This is a genomic window from Paraburkholderia sediminicola, from assembly GCF_046026675.1.
Classification (GTDB): Bacteria; Pseudomonadota; Gammaproteobacteria; order Burkholderiales; family Burkholderiaceae; genus Paraburkholderia; species Paraburkholderia sediminicola_F.
Genome location: NZ_JAQQEY010000002.1, coordinates 3,991,057 through 4,009,889, shown reverse-complemented (window position 1 = coordinate 4,009,889; position 18,833 = coordinate 3,991,057). Strand labels below are relative to the sequence as shown.

Here is an 18,833-nt window from a genome sequence, read left to right as displayed (position 1 = left end):
GTGAAATGAAACTGGAAGTAGAAGGAAAGCCGGAGGTTCAGGAGCCGCGTGAATCTCAAGTTTCAAAGGCGATTAAATCTCTGAAGAGTTATGGTCCATCTTCGTATGCGTCGCTGACAGATGCTCGCGGAAATTACGTGCAGGTGGCGGGCGGCGGGGTGACATGCATGGTAGAGCGATATGACGCAATGAGTCGCAAACGACTTCGCGCGTTTCATGATGAGCCGAGTGCTGTACGTCCCGATGGCACCATACTTTCGTTTCGCGCAGGAAATATTCCTATGCGATCCGACGAATGGTTCATGTCTAACCAGGTAGCCGAAGTGTTCGCTGCCTTTTTGAAAGGTGAGACATTTCCTGGTTACGTTCGCTGGAGGGATGCTCCGGGGTTTTAGCCTGTTTCTGTCGTTCCACAAACATCAGCCCCGCCGCGACTGAATCGGATATGGCATCCTTCCGGTCGGGGCAAACTAATTAACTTGGGGGGCCAAGAGATTGCAGCTCAAATCGCCCAGTTGAACAACGGCGCGACGCTCGGAACATTGATCGAGAAAAACGGAATCCAAGTACTAGGGCGGAGTGTGTTGGCGAGACTTAGGCAGTCTGAACTATGAACGTGAACTCACAAATTTCGTTTGAGCAAGCTAGGGAGATTGCAAAATCTGCGGCGGCGAACGATGTAAAGGGGATTCAGGTTGACGACTCTAAAAATCTGCTTAGATGTACATGTTGGCGAGATCCCGCGGTCGGACCCTGCTCGAGAATGGATTCAAGAAAACGTGTCGCGGTACCGTGATATAGAAGTTCAGGTGGTTCCTTTTCGGCGTACTGGAGTCGTACGGTCGATGTCGAATGTCCCTGCAGGGCGCGGATGCGTTGGCCGTCTTCGGAAATGGCGAATCTCTTTTTGTCGTTGGTTGCTACGACAGCTTGAATTGTTGGCCGGTCGAGCGTCCGGGATTGTTTGGCTACCCCGGCAATCAAACAGTCAATATCGGCCCAACCTTCCGCGTCGAGTTGCAAGCCAATAGCCTGCGGCTCATGGCGGAGTATGTAACTTAGAAATTTGCTGATTTCGTCTAGTTGTTTGCTGTCTGTGGGCATTCGGCGATGTTCCATTGGATGCGGTTGGAACACGATCTCTTCGTTTCGGATCGTGCGGGTTAGAACCCGACGCTACCTGCGATGCTTGCTCGCGATCGAGCCGAATAGCGAGTGTGATGTTTGATGGTCCACGCGGAGCCTGCCGGCCAATAGAGACCGATATTTGGGTGCGGGCGTGATCGAGAAAGTGTTGCCGATTGATCGGCCGACCGCAGAAGTGGTCTAACGGAACGGATGGCCGCGCAAAATCGTGCAGCCTATAACTTGTTGCCGGAAAGTCCTATCCCTCGAATTTCGGGGAAAATTTACCAATCAGGGACAGCCGATTTTGCATCCAAGAACCATTGCTATGCTTGACGCGCTCGACAATGTCGAGTGGTTTGTTAACGTCGGCAAGGGTGACTCTGCACGAGCCAACTGCTTGGATACGTGGACGCGGGCTGTGATCAGCTGCCAAGGAAAGAAGTGGAAAGCATTGTGCGAGGATGCTGCAAACCACTACAGGTCGAAGCTGGTCCAGCGAGACCGGGAGCTCTTTCGAGAGTGGAATCTGCTTGTCCGTGAGCTTAAAAATTTGACTATGCCACTAGTTTTACGGAAGACAAGGAATGTCGTCGACCACAACAACCTGCCACAAGGAATTGTCGATGCGGTTCAATGGGATGTCTTGCACTTGGGTATGGAGGCGGAGTACGCAGACGTATTGCCTCCGGGATTTTATGCCGCGCAAGCATACTGGTATATGAAAGGACACTTCCCGTGCGGATGGGACGGTGATTTCCCTTCAGGAAGACCAATAGTGTTTTGAAACGCAATCGGTGCGGTCAACTCGGTAGTCAATGTCAATATTGAGAGAAGTTGCGTGTAAATGCACATGAGGCGTAATCTGCGAATCGGCTCCGCTATTTTCCAATCTCGCCCATCGAGCGAGTTGGCTGTTCTGTGAGTGCGATCGTGTACCAGAGATTCCGAAACGGAAATGATGAAAGTTGACAGCGACACCGACGAAGCAGCGCTTCGGATACGTCACATCCAAGCTCACCTGGAGCACGGTTTCGATGTGAACGGATGTGTTCACAACATAGAAAACAACGTGGGCAGTCCGAAGGGCAGTGCCATGCGCCTATCGTCGCACGCATTGGCAAGCGCAATGTTCAGCTGGTTTTCCAACGATGACCTAGTCGATTGCAAGCGATGGTCCTATGTCGGCGGTAAGCTCAATCAGCTCTGGTACCAGATGCAGGACGAACCACAGAGTCCCGGGACAGCGTTGCTTGATTTGCTTTTGCCACTACTTTCGGATTGCGACGAACTGATCCAGTGGTTTACCGACTACGATCGTATTTTCTACCCTAAACGAATCGACAATCATAAGACGCTAGACTTTTGGGCTTATCAGTCGCGGCTTGCGTTGCGCGGGGAGATGACGCGACTTCGCGAGCGTTGCGAGAGAGCGATTGAAGATCCGCCTACAGCGTCCAACCATAAAAAACACCTTGTCGATTTCCACTTTTACCTGGGACTAGCGAATGGCGACGTTGAGAAAATGGAGTCATCTCTGCGCGAGATGACAACACCGCGAGCGATTTCGGGTCGGAAGAATGAGGAATCAGGCTATACAGAGAACCTTATTTCCACCCCGGCGGTGATTTACGCCAAGATGGCAGCGCGGCTCGGCTATCTACTCAAGTTGGATTCACCGTATATTCCTTCGGAATGGTTGCCTGTGACCCGTCTGGATCATTACGAGAGTCCTTATACGTTTTGAATGATTGAAGGACTGCGCGGTGAGCGGTCTGTGTTGGTGCTCTGCGCCATCTTTGCATCGCGGACGGCTGCGTCATTTGGACTATCCTGCCGACAACCGACTCGACGCCACAACTAGCTTGTCCCTCTGGCTCCCAATTCCACCCAGAATCGATTCCGCCAATCCGTCCGGAAATCCCGAGGGCACCAGCGCATGCACCGCATTGGTCACGTGATCAGTCGCGTCGACCACTTCAGCAATAATGTCTTGCGCCGTCTCGCTTCCCAACCCAACCTGTCGAGCCTGTTCGATCCAGTGCCGCCGTTGAATCTTTTCGATCAGATAGTGATTGGTAGTACCGCGAACAGCCATTGCCATCTTTACCTTCTGACGCGCAATCTGATTTCGCCCGGGGCCAATGATTGGATGCGCGGAGAGCACGTCATAAAGTGGCGTCGACCGGTACAAGCCGCCCGGCAGATGGAAAATACTGAAGTTCTTCGCATGCCCATCCGTTGCTGCCAATAGCCAGAACACAAGTTGAGTTTTGAAGAACTGCCGCCGATCCTGTTCCGCGTTTTCCGAGCCGAGCAACACGTCCATGATCTCTGCGATGCCCGGCCCACCGTCAGCCTGGTACTTCAGATGTGAGGGCCTTCCGGTGGCCTGGCACATGTCTTCCTGCGGAAGGCGCACGATCCAGTTCGCGTCGCTCGACAATCTACGGTCGAAACGCTCGACCACGAGCGCTTTTTGATTCTCGAACGTTGCAATCTCGCAGTTCGCCGCAGGGAGTCCATACGCCGATACGATTTTCGAGCACAGCCATTCGTTCTCGATCGAGGTCCGCATGTCCGCCTGCATGTTCCCAACCAGGCCGAGCGGGAGCTTGAAGATATGCGTGGTCGGTGTGCTGCCAGTCGGGTAGATCCACTGTTCGTCGTGGCGCAGCAGCGCCGTTTTCTCCTGAGCCCCGGCAATCGATAACCTTAAATCCGTACCGCTATCGTATTGGCCGAGCGGCGCCGCTGAGGTGGCATTGCGCAGCAGTAGTGCGATCTGCGGCTCGGATAACGGCGTTCCAGAGATGTCGTAGAGGTCGGTGGGTTGCTCGTCAGGCGGGAGTAGTTGGATTGCACCGACGCAGTCCCGGCCAAGCGCTACCAGCAGATCGAATGCGTTCGTGCTGCCCGTGCGATGCCGTTGAGCCAATCGCCGGCGGATCGCATCGCTATCAGGAAGCAAGTTGTCGAAGAATGCGTTGACCACGTCGCCACGGTACGGTTGGTTCCCGGGCGTGAACGGCATCGATAGGGAAAGGGGACGCCCCTGTTCGTCGTCGATCCACTCGTCGAGATAACTCAGGCGGTCCCCTTCCCGTGCTTTTTCCCAGTAGCCTACGGGCAGCCCGTTCATCCAGATGTTGAGTCGTTGTGTCGGAGAGCGGCGCGCCATGATTACCAGTTTTCCCGTTTCTTTTTGGTCGTGATTGCCCCAAGGGGTTGCTTCGAACTCGACGCCTTCTGGGTCCGGCCTGAGCGGTTGGCGACCGACGGAGATTTCGCTTTTTTGGCGGCGGGGACGTGTTGTTGAAGTTTCGGCGTCTCGGCGTGCGCTGGTTTACTGTCAGGCGCGGACGACGCCTGACTCATACGCAACTCCACGTTCAGCAAACGCATGACCTTAAAAAGCCGCTCGACGCTTGCTGATGCCGGATTGGCTTCCAGTTGCGCGTAGCTTTGCTGCGTGATGCCTAGGAGTTCGGCCACCGCAGCTTGTGTGAGCCCCGCGGACTTGCGGAAGCCCAGCAGAATGGGGCGGAGCTGACTTAGCGTCTTGACAGCGTAATCCATTGGATTTTCTTCAGGCTCGTACAGTCTCTGGACTGTATCACGAAAATACAGTCAATAAGCTGTAAATAAAATATACAGGTTATAGGCTGTATTTGTAATTTACAACTTAAAGCCTGTCAAGACGAAGCGCGAATCCAACCGATGAACAGGAATTCAAGGAAGCGCGAATAGCCGTAGTCCGCTTCACTCCCGCCTCCAGCAGCCCCAACAAGTCTGCGGTATAAATACCTCCCGCCTCACCCGCAAACCCCAACACAACCCATGCCCCACTACTTCTACAACCCCGCCACCGGTCACGGCCTCCCGCACGACCCGTTCAAGGCCATCGTCGCCCCGCGGCTGATCGGCTGGATTTCCTCACGCTCCACCGACGGCACGCTGAACCTCGCGCCCTACAGCTTCTTCGGCGCGTTCGCCAGCTTCCCGCCGATCATCGGCTTTTGCAGCGAAGGCCGTAAAGACAGCATTGCCAACATCGAAGCCACCGGCGAATTCGTCTGGAATCTGTCCAGCAAGCCGCTCGCCGAGCAGATGAACCGCTCCTCCGCACCGGTCCCGTCCCACGTCGACGAATTCGAACTCGCAGGCCTTACACCCGCGCCTGGCCGCAACGTCGCCGTGCCGCACGTCGCCGAATCGCCGGCCGCGCTCGAATGCAAATTGCTGCAAGTGGTGCGGTTGCATACCCTCGACGGCAAGCCGATGGACAACTACCTGTCGCTGGGGCAAGTGGTTGGCGTCCACATCAACGAGGCCTATCTGAAAGATGGTCTGTTCGACACCCACGCCGCGCAGCCGATCATGCGCGCGGGCTACCGCGCCGACTACGCGGAAATCGGCGAGATGTTCCAGATGTTCCGCCCAACCGCATAAGCACCCAAAGCATTTGAATCACCTCGCGCCGTGCGATGCGGCGCGGCGCTCACCTGATCGCCTCCGCAAAACGCAAAGCCAGAGCTCCGCAAACTGGCCCGCTTGATGCTTGCAACCGACGCTCCAACGCGTCGTTTTCAACTGCCGGCTCACTCAAGAGGAGCGCGATCATGTCCACCGAATTCGCTACGCAGTTCAGCCATGTCCGTCCGCAAGACACGTCCTACGTGGATCAGGGCCTACGCGATTTTTTTCTTTACCGCGATTTAGGCATCGCGCAGGCAACGGGCGGCAAGGTGCTCGCGCAACTCGTCAAGGCGAATCACGCACCAGAGCAAGGCACCGGTTGGCACCGTCATGAGGCCGATTTCCACATTGTGATCATGTTGAAGGGCTGGGCGCGCTTCATGTACGGCGACAAGGAGACACTCGTCGCCGCCGGCGATTGCGTGCATCAGGCGCCGGGCATCGTCCACTATTTGTTCGATTACTCCGAAGATATGGAGTACATCGAGATCGTGTCGCCGGCCGATTTCAAATCGATTGAAGTCGAAGGCCCGTGCGAAGTCCCGGCGGTGCAGCCATGGAAGAGCGCCGTGGCCTGACTCACGATTGCGTCGCGGGTGGCCGTCGTCGCGGTGCCCGTGATGCCTGCTGAGTCTTGGCACCGCTGCCGGAGCTAACTCCGTTTGGCGAGTCGGTAACGACCGTCGCCGCCGAACCCACCTCGACATCAACCACCGCAGCAGCAGCCGGAGCTGACGCAATCGTTTCCGAAGCCGCAGCCACCGACACCGGCTGAATCGTCCGCGCCCGCGAACTAACCACCACCGCACGCGGTTCGTTGTCGTAAATCACGGCCCGCACGCGTGGATAAATCTGCCGCTCCCACCGATGTCCATTGAACACGCCGTAGTGCCCCACACCGGTCTGCACATGATGCGTCTTCAGATAAGGCCTCAACTTGTCGCACATATCCTGTGCGGCGAGCGTCTGCCCAACCGCGCAGATATCGTCTTTCTCGCCCTCCACGGTCAGCAGCGCCGTACGTCGAATCTTCGAAGGCTCCACAAGCCGCCCTTCCACTTCGAGTTCATGCAACGGCAGCGCGTGCCGCTGAAAAACCGTGTCGACGGTCTCCAGATAAAAATCGGCCGTCAGGTCCATGGTCGCGAAGTATTCTTCGTAGAAAGTGCGGATCGTATCGGCCTTCGCCGAATCGCCTTTGGCGCGCTCGTAATGCATGGTCTCGAACGAGTCGAGATGGCGGTTAAGGTTCATCGCCATGAACGCGGTCAGTTGCACGAAGCCTGGATACACGCGACGGTGCGCGCCCGCAAAACCGAATGGCACCGCGCTGATCAGGTTCTGCTCGAACCACTCGATCGGCTTGCTTTTGGCCAGCTCGTTGACGCGCGTCGGGTTGATGCGGGTGTCGAGCGGGCCGGCCATCAGCGTCATGCTGGCGGGCTGCGCGGGGTTGTCATCGGCGGCCATCAGCGCGACTGCGGCCAAAGCGGCGACCGTGGGCTGACACACCGCCAGCAGATGCGCGCCCGGCCCGATCGCTTCGATGAAATCGATCACGTGCCGTACGTATTCGTTGAAGCCGAAACGGCCCTGGCTCAGCGGCACGTCACGCGGATTGTGCCAATCGGTGATGTAAACGTCGTGCTCGGCCAGCATCGTGCGCACGGTGCCGCGCAGCAGCGTCGCGAAGTGGCCGGACATGGGCGCGATCACCAGCACGCGCGGTTGCGGATGAGAAGGCGCGGTGGCTTTGCGGAAATGCAACAGCGAACAGAACGGCGTGTGCGCCGCGACTTCCTCGACGATCTGTACGGATTTGCCTTCCGTCACCACGCTATCAATGCCGAACGGTGGCCTGACAGGCGTGAGTCCAGCGAGCGTCAACAATTCGCAGGCCGCGCGTATCGAACGACCATGCGACGTATCGCCAAACGCGGGCCACGCGTCGAGCGAATGATTCACCAGCGCTGCGCTGTGCCGCATCGGCAGCATCATGTCGGCGAAAGCCTGGTATGTGGGATATGCGAACAGGTTCATAACCTTCGCACGAGTGCAGGAAAGGAAGGAACCTGAATAGAGGCAAGTCATGTGCCAATCGTGCAGTCGCGCTGGTACGGCCGTCGATGCACGTTGGCATAGCATTTGCGCCAGTCATGGGAACGGGCCGAATTTGCCGCGCTTTGGTGCGCCCGCGCACGACAACGTGCATGTGCATCGTCAGGCGTCGGACGAACGCCTCATCTGGAGGAGAACCGTATGGCGAATACCACGCTCACCATCAGCAGCAAGAACTATTCGTCGTGGTCGCTGCGCGGTTGGCTGCTGACCAAATTCAGCGGCCTGCCGTTCGAAGAGATCGTGATGCCGATCGACGATCCCGCCGCGCGTGCCGAATTGTTGTTGCTGTCACCGTCGATTCTGGTGCCATGTCTCTTTCACGACGGCATCAAGGTCTGGGACACCCTCGCGATTGCCGAATATCTGAATGAACTCAAACCGGAAGCGGTGCTATTGCCCAAAGACATCCGCGCGCGAGCGCATTGCCGCTCGATCTGCGGCGAAATGCATTCGGGTTTTGGTTCGCTGCGCTCGGCGTTGCCGATGAATCTCAAAGCGCATTTTCCGGGCTTCAAGGTGTGGGCGCGGGCGCAATCGGATATCGACCGCATCGTGACGATCTGGAGCGAGTGCCTGAAGCAGTATGGCGGGCCGTTTCTGTTCGGCGAGCGCAGCGCGGCGGATGCGATGTACGCGCCGGTGGTGACGCGTTTCGTGACCTACGACGTCAAGCTGGATCCGGAGATTGTCGACTATGGGCAGCGCATCATGGCGCTACCCGAGATGCAACAGTGGATCGCGGACGCGCAGCAGGAAGTGGACGAGATCGACGAATTGGACGTGGAGTTTTGATCACGGCGTACGGCGGCGCGGCAACGCGCCGCGCCGTTACGTAGGCAACGCTTCAATCCCGCCCAGCCTCCAGCTTGAACACACTCACCACCTGCGCAAGCCGCGCAGCCTGATCGCGCAACTCAGCCGCCGCGAGTTCAGCCTCGCCGACGATCGTCGCATTCTGTTGAGTCGCCTCGCCAATCTGCGTGACAGCGAGATTGACCTGCTCGATGCCACCCGATTGCTCGCGTGATGCAACGCTGATCTCGGCCATGATCGCGCGCACCTGGCCTACCTGTTGAACGATGCCCTGCATCGTCGAGCTCGCTTCCTCCGCGATCCGGAAACCGCTTTGAACGGTCGCCGTGGAGGCGGCGATCAGTCCGTCGATCTCCTTCACCGAAGCCGCGCTGCGCTGCGCCAGCGCGCGCACTTCCGACGCCACCACCGCAAAGCCCCGGCCGTGCTCGCCGGCGCGCGCCGCTTCCACCGCGGCGTTCAACGCAAGGATATTGGTCTGGAACGCGATGCCTTCGATCACGCTGGTGATCTCGGCGATCTTCTGCGATGAGCGACTGATCTCGCCCATCGTCGAGACCACGCGTTCGACGGCACGGCCGCCCTCGACTGCGGCATCCGCGGCATTCGTGACGAGCGTGTTGGCCTGAGCGGCATGGTCGGCGTTCTGCTGCACGGTCGACGTGATCTGTTCCATGCTGGCCGCCGTTTCTTCAAGGCTGCTAGCCTGCGTGGCAATACGCGCGGCGATGTTGCCGCTGCCGGTGACGATCTTTTCAGTCCCTGCCGACATATCCGTCGACGAATTGCGCACTTGCGAAACAATGCGCGCAAGACCTTCGCCGATGCCGTCGATCGACTGCATCAGGCGGCCGATTTCGTCGGCGCGCGCGTTCGCACCCTTCCCCACGCGCACGCTAAGATCGCCTGATGCGAAGCGCTCGGACGCCTTCGCGGCTTCATCGAGCGGACGGCTCACGAGACGGCGCACGGCGATCAGGAACACGATCGCGAACACGCCCACCAGCGCGAAACCGATCAGCAGGAATTCATCGCGTGTCGCGACGACGTCCTCCATCACCTCGTCGCGCGGTGCGACGCCGCCCACCAGCCATTGCCATTCCGGCACGGTGATGAACGACACGAATTTGTCGCGCGCGTTGCGCTCGCCCAGCGTCGCGTCGGCGGAACTGAATTCGAGCTGGCCTTCTTTCATGTCGAGCATCTGCTGATACGGCGCGTTCGCGTTGTCCGCGTTCTGGCCGACGGCGGCCGGATGCACGATCAGCTTGCCGCGATCCGCGCCCTTCGAGGCATTGACCACAAAGTAGTAGCCGCTGTCGCCGATTTTCAGTTTGCTGATGCCGTCCTGGACCGACTGGATTTCCTTGTCCACGTTCACGCCGACAAACAGCGCGCCGATCACGCGACCGCTCGCGTCCGTAATCGGCCGATATTGCGTGATCAAACGTTTGCCAAACAGCGCGGCAAGTCCCGTATAGGACTTGTTCGCCATGATCAGCCCGTACGCCGGCGCCTTGCGGTCGAGCAACGTGCCGATCGCGCGCGAGCCGTCCTGTTTCTTCAGCGAAGTCGTCACGCGGACGAAGTCGTCACCGCTGCGTGCGAACACGGTGGCCACCGCGCCGCTGCGTTCGAGAAACTGGTCGGGAATCGAGAAGTCCATGTTCAGGACTTTGTCGCCGGCCTTGATGGTCGGGGTGGCGACGCCGTTGATGTCGACTTTCTGGGAGTCGTCGAGCGTGTAGGCGGCGGGCAGGAAGCTCGCGAATAGTGACATCGAGCGATCGACTTCGGCGGACAGCGCCTTGTCGAACAGCGTGATCATTGCAGCGATCGAGCGATCCTTATCGGCGATGCGTTCGAGCACCTGATCGCTGACCTGCTTGCCGGCGCTGCGCGTAAGCGCCCATGTAAAGGCAGCAAAAATCAATGCCACCAGCACGCTCGACAGGACGGCAAGCCGGGCGCCGACGCTGGCGCGACGCAAAGAGAGAAATTCCATGGGCGTTCGGAGTAAAGAGTGACATGAGGTGCGCAAACCACGCGAATAGATGGTTTCACCTATGTCAGAATTACGGCCGAATTGCCGATAACTTTAGTATTTTCGAAAGCCTTACGTAATACTTCTCCTTGCGCGGTCTTTCAGCGCGCTGACGCGCCGCGCCAGGTGCGCAGCAGTAACGCATTGGTGACGACGCTCACACTCGAAAACGCCATCGCCGCGCCGGCCAGCATCGGGTTCAGCAAGCCGAAGGCGGCAAGCGGAATGCCGATCAGGTTATAGACGAACGCCCAGAACAGGTTCTGCTGGATCTTACGCCACGTCCTGCGCGAAATATCGAAGGCGTCGGCCACCAGCGCCGGGTCGCCGCGCATCAGCGTGATGCCGGCCGCCTGCATCGCGACGTCGGTGCCGGTCGCCATCGCGATGCCGATGTCGGCGGCAGCGAGCGCGGGAGCGTCGTTGATGCCGTCGCCCACCATCGCGACGATGCCGGCGCTGCGGATCTTCAGATCGCGGATCACGCGGGCTTTGTCGTCGGGCAGGACTTCCGCGTGGAATTCGTCAATACCGAGCGCCTGGGCGACGCCTGCTGCGCTGCCGTAGTTGTCGCCGGTAACGAGCACGCTTTTGATGCCCATCTGGGCAAGCCGTTCGACGGCCGCGCGGGCGGTCGGCTTGACGGTGTCGCCGAAGGCGATTAAGGCGAACGCGGTGGGTGCAAGCGGCGCACGCTCCATCAGCCAGGAGACTGTGTTGCCGGCAGCTTCGAGCTGTCTCGCGCGCTCGGTGAATTGCGGCGGCAGCTGGATGCCGAGTTCGTTGAGCCAGCGCGTGCTGCCGAGCGCCAAGGTGCGGCCCTCGACGTCCGCTTCCACGCCGCGCCCGGGCACCGCACGAGCGGCGCTGGCCGTGAGTGCCGGAACTTGCGATGCCGCCGCGACCGGCGACGCTGTTTCATACGCCTTCACCACTGCCCGAGCCAACGGATGATCGCTATGCCGCTGCACAGCCGCGGCGAGCGCGAGCGCCTCGTCGCGCCCAATGCCGCCGATCGCCTCGAACGCCGTCACCGACGGTTGCCCAAGCGTCAGCGTGCCGGTTTTATCGAACGCGACGATATTCACTCGATGCGCGGTTTCCAGTGCTTCAGCGTCCTTGATCAGCACGCCGCGCCGTGCAGCGACGCCGGTGCCGGCCATGATGGCTGCGGGCGTCGCCAGGCCGAGCGCGCACGGGCAGGCGATCACCAGCACGGCGACCGCATTCAGAATCGCGGTTTCGCCACCCGCGCCGGCAATCAGCCAACCCACCAGCGTGAGCGCCGCAATCGCCAGAATCGCCGGCACGAAGATCTCGCTGACTCGGTCGACCAGCCTTTGGATCGGCGCCTTTTCAGCCTGCGCGCTTTCCACGAGGCGGATGATTCGCGCGAGGGTGGTCTCCGCGCCGATCGCGGTGGTCGTCACCGCAATCGCGCCTTCGCCGTTGATCGAGCCGGCGGTGACCGGATCGGTTGCCTGCTTCGGCACCGGCAGGCTTTCGCCAGTAATCAGCGATTCGTCGATATGGGTGCGGCCCTCTAGCACCGCGCCGTCGACCGGCACGCGCTCGCCCGGACGCACGATCACCACCGTGCCGACCCGCACTTGCGTGAGCGGTACCTCGCGCTCGTCTGTGCCGACGCGGATCCGCGCGCGGTCGGGGCGCAGTGCGTTGAGCGCGCGGATCGCATCCGTGGTCTGGCGCTTGGCGCGCGCTTCGAGCCATTTGCCGAATCGGACCAGCGTAATCACGACCGCCGAGGCTTCAAAATACAGATGCGTCATGTCGCCCGGATGGGTCGCCAGTTCGTAGACGCTGATCCCATAGGCCGCTGACGTGCCGAGCGCCACTAGCAAGTCCATGTTCCCGGCGCCGGCCCGCACCGCACGGTAGGCCGCGCGATAGAAGCGCGCGCCGAACACGAACTGCACGAGCGAGGCGAGGGCGAATTGCAGCCACGGGGAAAGCATCGTGTGCAAACCGAACCATTCGCCGACCATCGGCAGGACGAGTGGCAGTGTCAGCACAGCGGAGGCGAGCACGGCCGCGAGTTCGCGGCGCGTCTGGTCGCGTTTGCTGTCGGCAGAGGAGGCAAGGGCGGCATTCCCGGCAGCCGATGCCGGTGCGTCCGGCGGCGCGACCAGCGTTGCCTCGTAGCCCGCTTTCTTGACGGCTGCGATCAATGCGCCGGAGGCGGCATTGGCATCCGAGGCCACGCCGCTGAGATTGACGGTTGCCGTTTCGGTCGCCAGATTCACCGACACGCCGGCAACACCTGGCACCTTAGCAAGCGCCTTCTCCACGCGCATCGCGCATGAGGCGCAGGTCATCCCGCCGATGTCGAGTTCGGTGGTTCTGGAAGGTGTAGCGTCTACGGGACGCAGCGGCGGCGTGGCAAGTTCGGTCATGGCAGGCAAGGCTCGTCGCGGCATTGGGCCGCATCATGAACCCAGTATCGACCTTCCCATGATGGGAAGGTCAAGGATGTTTTTGCGGAGCGCCAGGCCGACCAGCCGCGTGCGACCTTATCAGCCGGGCAAGAACCGGCGGGGGATCGACAAAAATCGTCATCGGTACGCTAAATGGTGCCCGCGCGCGCATTGCCAAGCGCTATTCCTGCCTTTGCGCTTGCCTGGTGAGCAAGGATACGATACAACCCGATGTTGTCGGAATCGCGAGCCGCCGCCTGGCTGCGCTGGGCTTAGGGAGGCCACGCAAACTGGTTTCGCTGCGCACCGACGTCTCCCTTAGGACCGCACGTTCTGCCACCTGAACGAATGATAAAAAATCGCCAAGAACTGTTTTCGCTTCACTGGACCTGCGCATCGCTCGCAGGCCTCGCATTTCTGGCCGGTTGTGCGTCGACTCCGTCCACGACGCAAAAAGCCAACAGCTGGATCAAGGACGAAGTCGCTGATTCGTATGTATTCGGCTATCCGCTGGTGCTGATGGGCGTCGCGCGCGACGCGGCGGTCGGCACCGATCCAGGCCAGGCGCCGGTCAATACGCTGCGTCACGCGCAGGCCTTGCCGCCGATAGGCGCGTCCAATCCGCTGCAGCCGAGTCTCGACACGCTCGACTCGACCGGCTGGCTGGACGTCGGCACTGAGCCGGTCATCGTGTCGCTGCCCGACTCGCGCGGCCGCTACGTGGACGCCCGCGTGCTCGACATGTGGACCAACGTGGTGTGGTCGACCAGTTCACAGTTTGCTACCCGTGCCGCAGGCATCAAGGCGCAAACGATTGCTTTCGTCGGCGCGGGCTGGCAGGGCGATCTGCCCAAGGGCGTGACGCGCGTCGACGTGCCGACTCGCAACGCCTGGGTCAGCGTGCGCATCCAGTCGAACGGCACCCGCGACCTGACGGCGGTGCGCAAGCTGCAGCGCGCCATCCGCGTCGCACCGTTGAGCGTCTACGTGGGCGACACGCGCTCGGCATCGATTACGCCGCCTGGCAGCAGTGCCGCCGATGCTGCCGCCGCGGCCGCTTCCGGCACGCCGGCCGCGCAAGTCGCCGCGCTCGACGCGAACGGCTTCTTTAGCCGGCTCGCGCAGGCCTTGCCGGACAACCCGCCGGCGCCGGCCGATCCGCATGCGCTGAAAATCCTTTCGGACCTCGGTGTGACGCCTGGCGATCCGGTGAAGCTGCCGAGTCCACCCGAGGCGATCACCGCGGGCCTGGCCGATGGTCACCAACGTGTCGTCACGCCGCCGTCCAATCTTCTGAGCGGCAACGGCTGGAACTGGTTCGGCGACGGCGTGGGCAATTACGGTCCCGACTATGTAATGCGCGCTTACGCCGCGGCGATCCAACCGGGCATCGGCACGAAGGACGATGAAGTGCGCGCGGTCGTCACCCAGGACAGCGATGGTCATGCCCTCAACGGCGCAAATCGCTACGTGATCCACTTCGCGCCGAACCAGTTGCCGCCAGTGCGCGGCTTCTGGTCGATCACCGCCTACACGAAGGACGGCGCGTTAGGGGAAAGCGCGCCGGCGCGTCTCGCAGTCGGCGATCGCAACGGCGCACGCCGTAATCGCGACGGCTCGCTTGACGTGACGGTGTCGTCAACGCGTGGCAAGAGCGGCAATTGGCTGCCGGCGCCGCGCGCCGATTTGCAACTGATGCTGCGTTTGTACGCACCGAAGCCGCAGGCGACCGATGGCAGCTGGCAACCGCCGGCCGTCGTGCGTCAGTGAAATGCGCCGACGTCGATGAAGTTCGCAAAGGAAATACCTCGGTGAAGTGAGGCAGTGACGTGCTGGTGTGAAGTCCATCAATGTTATGCGTCACTGCTGTGACAGTAAGGTATGAGTGACGCATAAACCGGCGCATGTCCGCCGCTTCGTGCCGGCGGACATGCGCTGCTGTAGCGTGCAACAATGTGTAAGCCACGGCTTACATTTCTATGCCGCGTAAGATTCACCACTTATACTGCCGCTTGCGGGATTTTCGTTTCGCGGCGGGCTTGCCGCCGCATTACCCAAGACCGAGCATGGCAAGCCTCAATAAAGCATCAATCGCCTCTTCCATGCAGACCGTGCGCGATGTCGCGCAGTCACGCCGCACCCGGCGTGTCATCACGGGTCTGCTGATCTTCCTCGTATTGTTCGGTCTGCTGGGCTTTTTCGCGGCGCCGCCGTTGATTCGCCACATTGCCGAGCAGCAACTCAGCAAGCAACTCGACCGGCCTGCTACGATTGGCCGCATCGCACTCAATCCGTACACGCTCAAGCTCGAAGCCGATAGCGTGCATATCGGCGAACGCGGCGGCGCGGGCGATTTTGTCGATATTGCCCGGCTTATCGTGAAGCCGTCATGGAGCTCGCTGTTTCGTGGCGCGCCGATCGTCGATGAAGTGCAACTCGATTCACCACGCTTTCATATCGTTCGCTACGATGCGCAGCGCTTCAATTTCACCGACCTGATCGAGAAATTCTCGAAGCAGCCGGCCAAGCCCGATAGCAAGCCAACGCTGTTCTCGGTGTCGAACATTCGCCTCGAAAACGGCCAGATCACGTTCGACGACAAATTGCTCGGCGCAACGCACGTGATCGATCAATGGAAGCTCGGCATTCCCTTCATCGCTACGCTGCCTTCGAAAACCGACATCTTTGTGGAGCCGTTGCTGCGTGCGCGAATCGACGGCAGTCCGCTTGCGATCGACGGCAAGACCAAGCCGTTTGCCGCGTCGCGCGAATCGGAAGTGTCGCTGCGCTTCGACGGGCTCGACGTGCCGCAGCTCATCTCCTACGCGCCGACCAAGCTGCCGGTGGTTGTGCAGAGCGGCAAGCTGTCCACCGATCTCAAGCTCAACTTCGTGGTCTCTAACGACGCACCCTCGTTACGCGTGGCAGGCACCGTCGACCTGAACGATGTGGACGTGCGCGATCAGAGCAAAGCGCCATTCTTCGCGGCGCGCGCGTTGCATGTGGTGGCCGGGACGCTGGAGCCGTTGAAGAGCCTGTATCGCATCGACGAGATCCGCATCGACGCGCCGAGCGCCAATCTTGCACGTGACAAAGACGGCGTGTTGAGTGTCGAGCGGATGTTCGCGCCTGCGCCTGCGGGGGCTTCCGCATCTGCGGCAGCGTCCGCGCCCGTTGCGGCATCGGGTACCGGTGCCACGGAAAAGGCTGCACAGCCTCTGGATCTGTCGATAAAGCGTTTCGTGCTTAACGACGGCACCGTGAACGTTCACGATGAAGCTGCCTCGCGTCCGGTTGACGCCGGCCTGCAAAAACTGGCCGTCACGCTGACCGATTTCTCGACGCTCGCTACCGCCCCCGCGCATTACACGCTCAATACCGATTTCAAGGACGGCGGCGGCTCGCTCGGCGTGGCCGGCGCGTTCGGCCTTATCGCAAAGACCGCGAGCGCAAAGCTCAATCTGAAGTCATTGAAGTTGCCGTTGCTGCAACCGTATCTCGACACCGCGACCGCCGCGCAAGTGGTGGACGGCGCGTTATCCGCCAACGCGAACGTCGGCGCGAACTGGTCGAAGTCGCCGGTCGCAGTCATGGTCACCGACACACAACTCGATCTGCAATCGCTCAAACTCGCAGCGCGCGGCAGCAAGGAGCCGGTGGTCTCGCTCGCGCAAGGCCAGGTGACGGTCAAACAGGTGGACGTCGCAGGGCGTACTGCCGATATCACCGGCGTCGATACGACAGGCCTGGTGGTCAATGCGCAGCGGCTGAAAGACGGCAGCATCGACCTCGCTGCGCTTGCCGGTCCGCACCAGTCCGAGCAACAGCGCACGGCGATCCACGCGGTGAAGAAGGCGGAGGCAGAAGGGCCCGCGTGGCACTACAAGATCGGCGAACTCAACCTGAAAGACGCGACCGCGAATTTCACCGACAACACGACGCCGAGTCCAGTGAAGCTGAGCGTGACGCCGCTGCAATTGAAGGTGCAGCAGATCAGCGACGATCTGAGTAAGCCGCTACCGGTTGATCTGCAAGCCACGCTCAACAAGAAAGGCACGCTCGGCGTAAAGGGTAATGTCACGGCGACGCCGCTCAAGGTGGCCGTCAAGGTGAGCGCGAACCGCCTGGATGCGGCGGCCTTCGAACCGTACTTTGGCAGCAAGCTGAATGCGCTGATCGCGAGCGCGTTGCTCAATGCGAACGGCGATCTCGCGCTGAGTCAGGCGAAAGCGCTCAAAGCGACGTACCGTGGAGACGTCGCGCTCGTCGACGTGCGGATGATCGACAAGGCGACTTCGGACCCATTCGCAGGATGGAGTTCGCTCGCGCTGACGAACCTCAAGGCCGACTACGACGAACACGGCACCGTGGTCGACGCGGGCCGCGTCACGTTTACGAAGTTCTATGGGCGTGTGTTGCTCGATGCGCAAGGCAAGCTGAATCTCAAGGACGTGGTCGCGCATGAAAGCGGTGCGGCGCAATCGCTGACACGCGACAAGAGCGGCGGCCACGAGCCGGTGCCGTTGACGCCGCAAGCTGCATCGGCGCCTGAGGTGGCTTCCGCGCCGGTACCGGCGTCGTCGGCAACCCCGGCCACCGTCACGGCCGCCACGCCGCCGCAAAGCCCCGTCAAACTGCACTTCGGCCAACTGGTGCTGCAACAGGGCCGCGTGACGTACACCGACAACTTCATCAAGCCGAATTTCACCGCGAACCTGGTCGGCATTCAAGGTACGGTCGGCGCGTTCGGCACGCAGTCGACAACGCCTGCACCTGTCGACATCGCCGCGAAGGTGGCGGCCAATGGTCCGCTGTCGATTCGCGGTACGGTCAATCCGCTGATCGCGAAACCGGCGCTCGATCTGACAGCGAGCGCACACGATATCGAGCTCACCAATCTCACGCCGTATTCAGCGAAATATGCCGGCTATCCAATCACCAAAGGCAAGCTGAACGTCGATCTGCATTACAAGCTCGATAACGATCAGTTGAACGCGAACAATCACATTTTCATCGACCAGCTCACGTTCGGTGACCACGTCGAGAATGATACGGCGACCAAGCTGCCGGTGCGCCTCGCGATTTCACTGCTGAAAAATTCGCGTGGTGAAATCGACGTGAATCTGCCGGTGTCGGGTTCGTTGTCGAATCCGGAGTTCAGCATCGGCGGGCTCATCTGGCATGCGGTGCTCAATCTGCTGCAGAAGGCGGTGACCGCACCGTTCTCGCTGATCGCCAATGCCTTCGGTGGCAGTGGCGAGGAATTGGGCTATGTCGAGTTCGACCCGGGCTCGGCGAAACTGTCCGACGCTGCGGACAAGAAGCTCGACACTATCGTGAAGGCGCTGGCCGACAAGAGTTCGATCCGTATCGATCTGATTGGCCGCGTCGATCCGGCAGTCGACGGACCGGGCCTGCGCGCGCAATACGTCGACCGCCAGGTCAAGCAGCAGAAGATCAAAGACGTGGTGGGCAATGGCGAGAGCGTGGATCTGTCGACCGTTACCGTGGATCCGAAGGAATACGACAAGTACTTGACCAAGGCCTATAAGGCGGCCGACTTCAAGAAGCCGCGCAATTTTGTCGGCTTGACCAAGAGCTTGCCGGACGACGACATGAAGGCGGCGATGGCCGCCAATGCTCCAATCGACGATGCCAGCTTGCGTCAGCTTGCTCAGCAACGGGCGCAAGCCGTGCAGCAGTATTTCGAGGGCAAGATCGACAGCAGCCGAGTGTTTATCGTTGCGCCGAAACTGGACGCTGATGGCATCAAGGACAAGGGTGCCACGACGCGGGTGGACTTCGGACTGAAGTGA

At 60.5% G+C, this 18,833-nt stretch carries 13 protein-coding genes; 7 read left to right on the top strand and 6 right to left on the bottom strand.

The genetic code is table 11. The features are described 5' to 3' along the window. The first annotated feature begins 5 nt into the window (after window positions 1-5). Window positions 6-395 (top strand): hypothetical protein, encoded by a 390-nt coding sequence (locus PQQ86_RS37630; protein ID WP_408279006.1) that lies wholly within the window; start codon window positions 6-8, stop codon window positions 393-395. Window positions 396-690: 295 nt separating this feature from the next. Here the strand turns inward: PQQ86_RS37630 and PQQ86_RS37625 are convergent, their stop codons facing one another. Continuing rightward, window positions 691-1,104 (bottom strand): RNA 2'-phosphotransferase, encoded by a 414-nt coding sequence (locus tag PQQ86_RS37625; RefSeq protein WP_408279003.1) that lies wholly within the window; start codon window positions 1,102-1,104, stop codon window positions 691-693. 979 nt (window positions 1,105-2,083) lie between these two features. On the opposite strand from PQQ86_RS37625, the gene PQQ86_RS37620 reads away from it, so the two are divergent. Continuing rightward, the gene (locus tag PQQ86_RS37620) at window positions 2,084-2,872 is read left to right on the top strand and encodes an Imm49 family immunity protein (protein ID WP_408195046.1); all 789 of its coding nucleotides are present in this window, start codon (window positions 2,084-2,086) and stop codon (window positions 2,870-2,872) included. Between the two features lie 81 nt (window positions 2,873-2,953). Here the strand turns inward: PQQ86_RS37620 and PQQ86_RS37615 are convergent, their stop codons facing one another. Both PQQ86_RS37615 and PQQ86_RS37610 read right to left on the bottom strand, forming a co-directional pair. Continuing rightward, on the bottom strand, window positions 2,954-4,309 hold the full coding sequence (locus tag PQQ86_RS37615; RefSeq protein WP_408279450.1) for a type II toxin-antitoxin system HipA family toxin: 1,356 nt from the start codon (window positions 4,307-4,309) through the stop codon (window positions 2,954-2,956). Next, complete coding sequence (locus PQQ86_RS37610; protein ID WP_097394868.1) at window positions 4,309-4,704, bottom strand: helix-turn-helix transcriptional regulator; 396 nt, start codon at window positions 4,702-4,704, stop codon at window positions 4,309-4,311. Before PQQ86_RS37610 ends, PQQ86_RS37615 begins: the two co-directional genes overlap by 1 nt. Before the next feature lie 261 nt (window positions 4,705-4,965). On the opposite strand from PQQ86_RS37610, the gene PQQ86_RS37605 reads away from it, so the two are divergent. Then, window positions 4,966-5,577, top strand: a complete 612-nt coding sequence (locus tag PQQ86_RS37605) for a flavin reductase family protein (RefSeq protein ID WP_408195049.1) — start codon at window positions 4,966-4,968, stop codon at window positions 5,575-5,577. Between the two features lie 170 nt (window positions 5,578-5,747). Beyond that, complete coding sequence (locus tag PQQ86_RS37600) at window positions 5,748-6,182, top strand: cupin domain-containing protein (RefSeq protein WP_093634459.1); 435 nt, start codon at window positions 5,748-5,750, stop codon at window positions 6,180-6,182. Window position 6,183: 1 nt separating this feature from the next. Here PQQ86_RS37600 and PQQ86_RS37595 read toward each other — a convergent pair whose 3' ends face one another. Next, entirely contained in the window at window positions 6,184-7,644 is a 1,461-nt protein-coding gene (locus PQQ86_RS37595; protein WP_408278998.1) for a polyhydroxyalkanoate depolymerase, read from the bottom strand. 219 nt (window positions 7,645-7,863) lie between these two features. On the opposite strand from PQQ86_RS37595, the gene PQQ86_RS37590 reads away from it, so the two are divergent. Beyond that, on the top strand, window positions 7,864-8,517 hold the full coding sequence (locus tag PQQ86_RS37590; protein ID WP_408278995.1) for a glutathione S-transferase family protein: 654 nt from the start codon (window positions 7,864-7,866) through the stop codon (window positions 8,515-8,517). A 52-nt stretch (window positions 8,518-8,569) separates the two neighbouring features. Here PQQ86_RS37590 and PQQ86_RS37585 read toward each other — a convergent pair whose 3' ends face one another. Next, window positions 8,570-10,543 (bottom strand): methyl-accepting chemotaxis protein, encoded by a 1,974-nt coding sequence (locus PQQ86_RS37585; RefSeq protein ID WP_408278992.1) that lies wholly within the window; start codon window positions 10,541-10,543, stop codon window positions 8,570-8,572. Window positions 10,544-10,683: 140 nt separating this feature from the next. Continuing rightward, window positions 10,684-12,996, bottom strand: a complete 2,313-nt coding sequence (locus PQQ86_RS37580; RefSeq protein WP_408278989.1) for a heavy metal translocating P-type ATPase — start codon at window positions 12,994-12,996, stop codon at window positions 10,684-10,686. A 369-nt stretch (window positions 12,997-13,365) separates the two neighbouring features. Here PQQ86_RS37580 and PQQ86_RS37575 point away from each other — a divergent pair, with 369 nt between their 5' ends. Together PQQ86_RS37575 and PQQ86_RS37570 are read left to right on the top strand one after the other, a co-directional pair. Continuing rightward, on the top strand, window positions 13,366-14,787 hold the full coding sequence (locus PQQ86_RS37575) for a DUF1254 domain-containing protein (RefSeq protein ID WP_408278986.1): 1,422 nt from the start codon (window positions 13,366-13,368) through the stop codon (window positions 14,785-14,787). 296 nt (window positions 14,788-15,083) lie between these two features. Then, window positions 15,084-18,833: a DUF748 domain-containing protein gene (locus tag PQQ86_RS37570; RefSeq protein ID WP_408278984.1), complete on the top strand. Its 3,750-nt coding sequence runs from the start codon at window positions 15,084-15,086 to the stop codon at window positions 18,831-18,833.

Coding starts and splice junctions, on each gene's coding strand:
- PQQ86_RS37630 (WP_408279006.1), top strand. CDS start 6: ATGAAACTGGAAGTAGAAGGAAAGCCGGAGGTTCAGGAGCCGCGTGAA.
- PQQ86_RS37625 (WP_408279003.1), bottom strand. CDS start 1,104: ATGCCCACAGACAGCAAACAACTAGACGAAATCAGCAAATTTCTAAGT.
- PQQ86_RS37620 (WP_408195046.1), top strand. CDS start 2,084: ATGATGAAAGTTGACAGCGACACCGACGAAGCAGCGCTTCGGATACGT.
- PQQ86_RS37610 (WP_097394868.1), bottom strand. CDS start 4,704: ATGGATTACGCTGTCAAGACGCTAAGTCAGCTCCGCCCCATTCTGCTG.
- PQQ86_RS37605 (WP_408195049.1), top strand. CDS start 4,966: ATGCCCCACTACTTCTACAACCCCGCCACCGGTCACGGCCTCCCGCAC.
- PQQ86_RS37600 (WP_093634459.1), top strand. CDS start 5,748: ATGTCCACCGAATTCGCTACGCAGTTCAGCCATGTCCGTCCGCAAGAC.
- PQQ86_RS37595 (WP_408278998.1), bottom strand. CDS start 7,644: ATGAACCTGTTCGCATATCCCACATACCAGGCTTTCGCCGACATGATG.
- PQQ86_RS37590 (WP_408278995.1), top strand. CDS start 7,864: ATGGCGAATACCACGCTCACCATCAGCAGCAAGAACTATTCGTCGTGG.
- PQQ86_RS37585 (WP_408278992.1), bottom strand. CDS start 10,543: ATGGAATTTCTCTCTTTGCGTCGCGCCAGCGTCGGCGCCCGGCTTGCC.
- PQQ86_RS37580 (WP_408278989.1), bottom strand. CDS start 12,996: ATGACCGAACTTGCCACGCCGCCGCTGCGTCCCGTAGACGCTACACCT.
- PQQ86_RS37575 (WP_408278986.1), top strand. CDS start 13,366: ATGATAAAAAATCGCCAAGAACTGTTTTCGCTTCACTGGACCTGCGCA.
- PQQ86_RS37570 (WP_408278984.1), top strand. CDS start 15,084: ATGGCAAGCCTCAATAAAGCATCAATCGCCTCTTCCATGCAGACCGTG.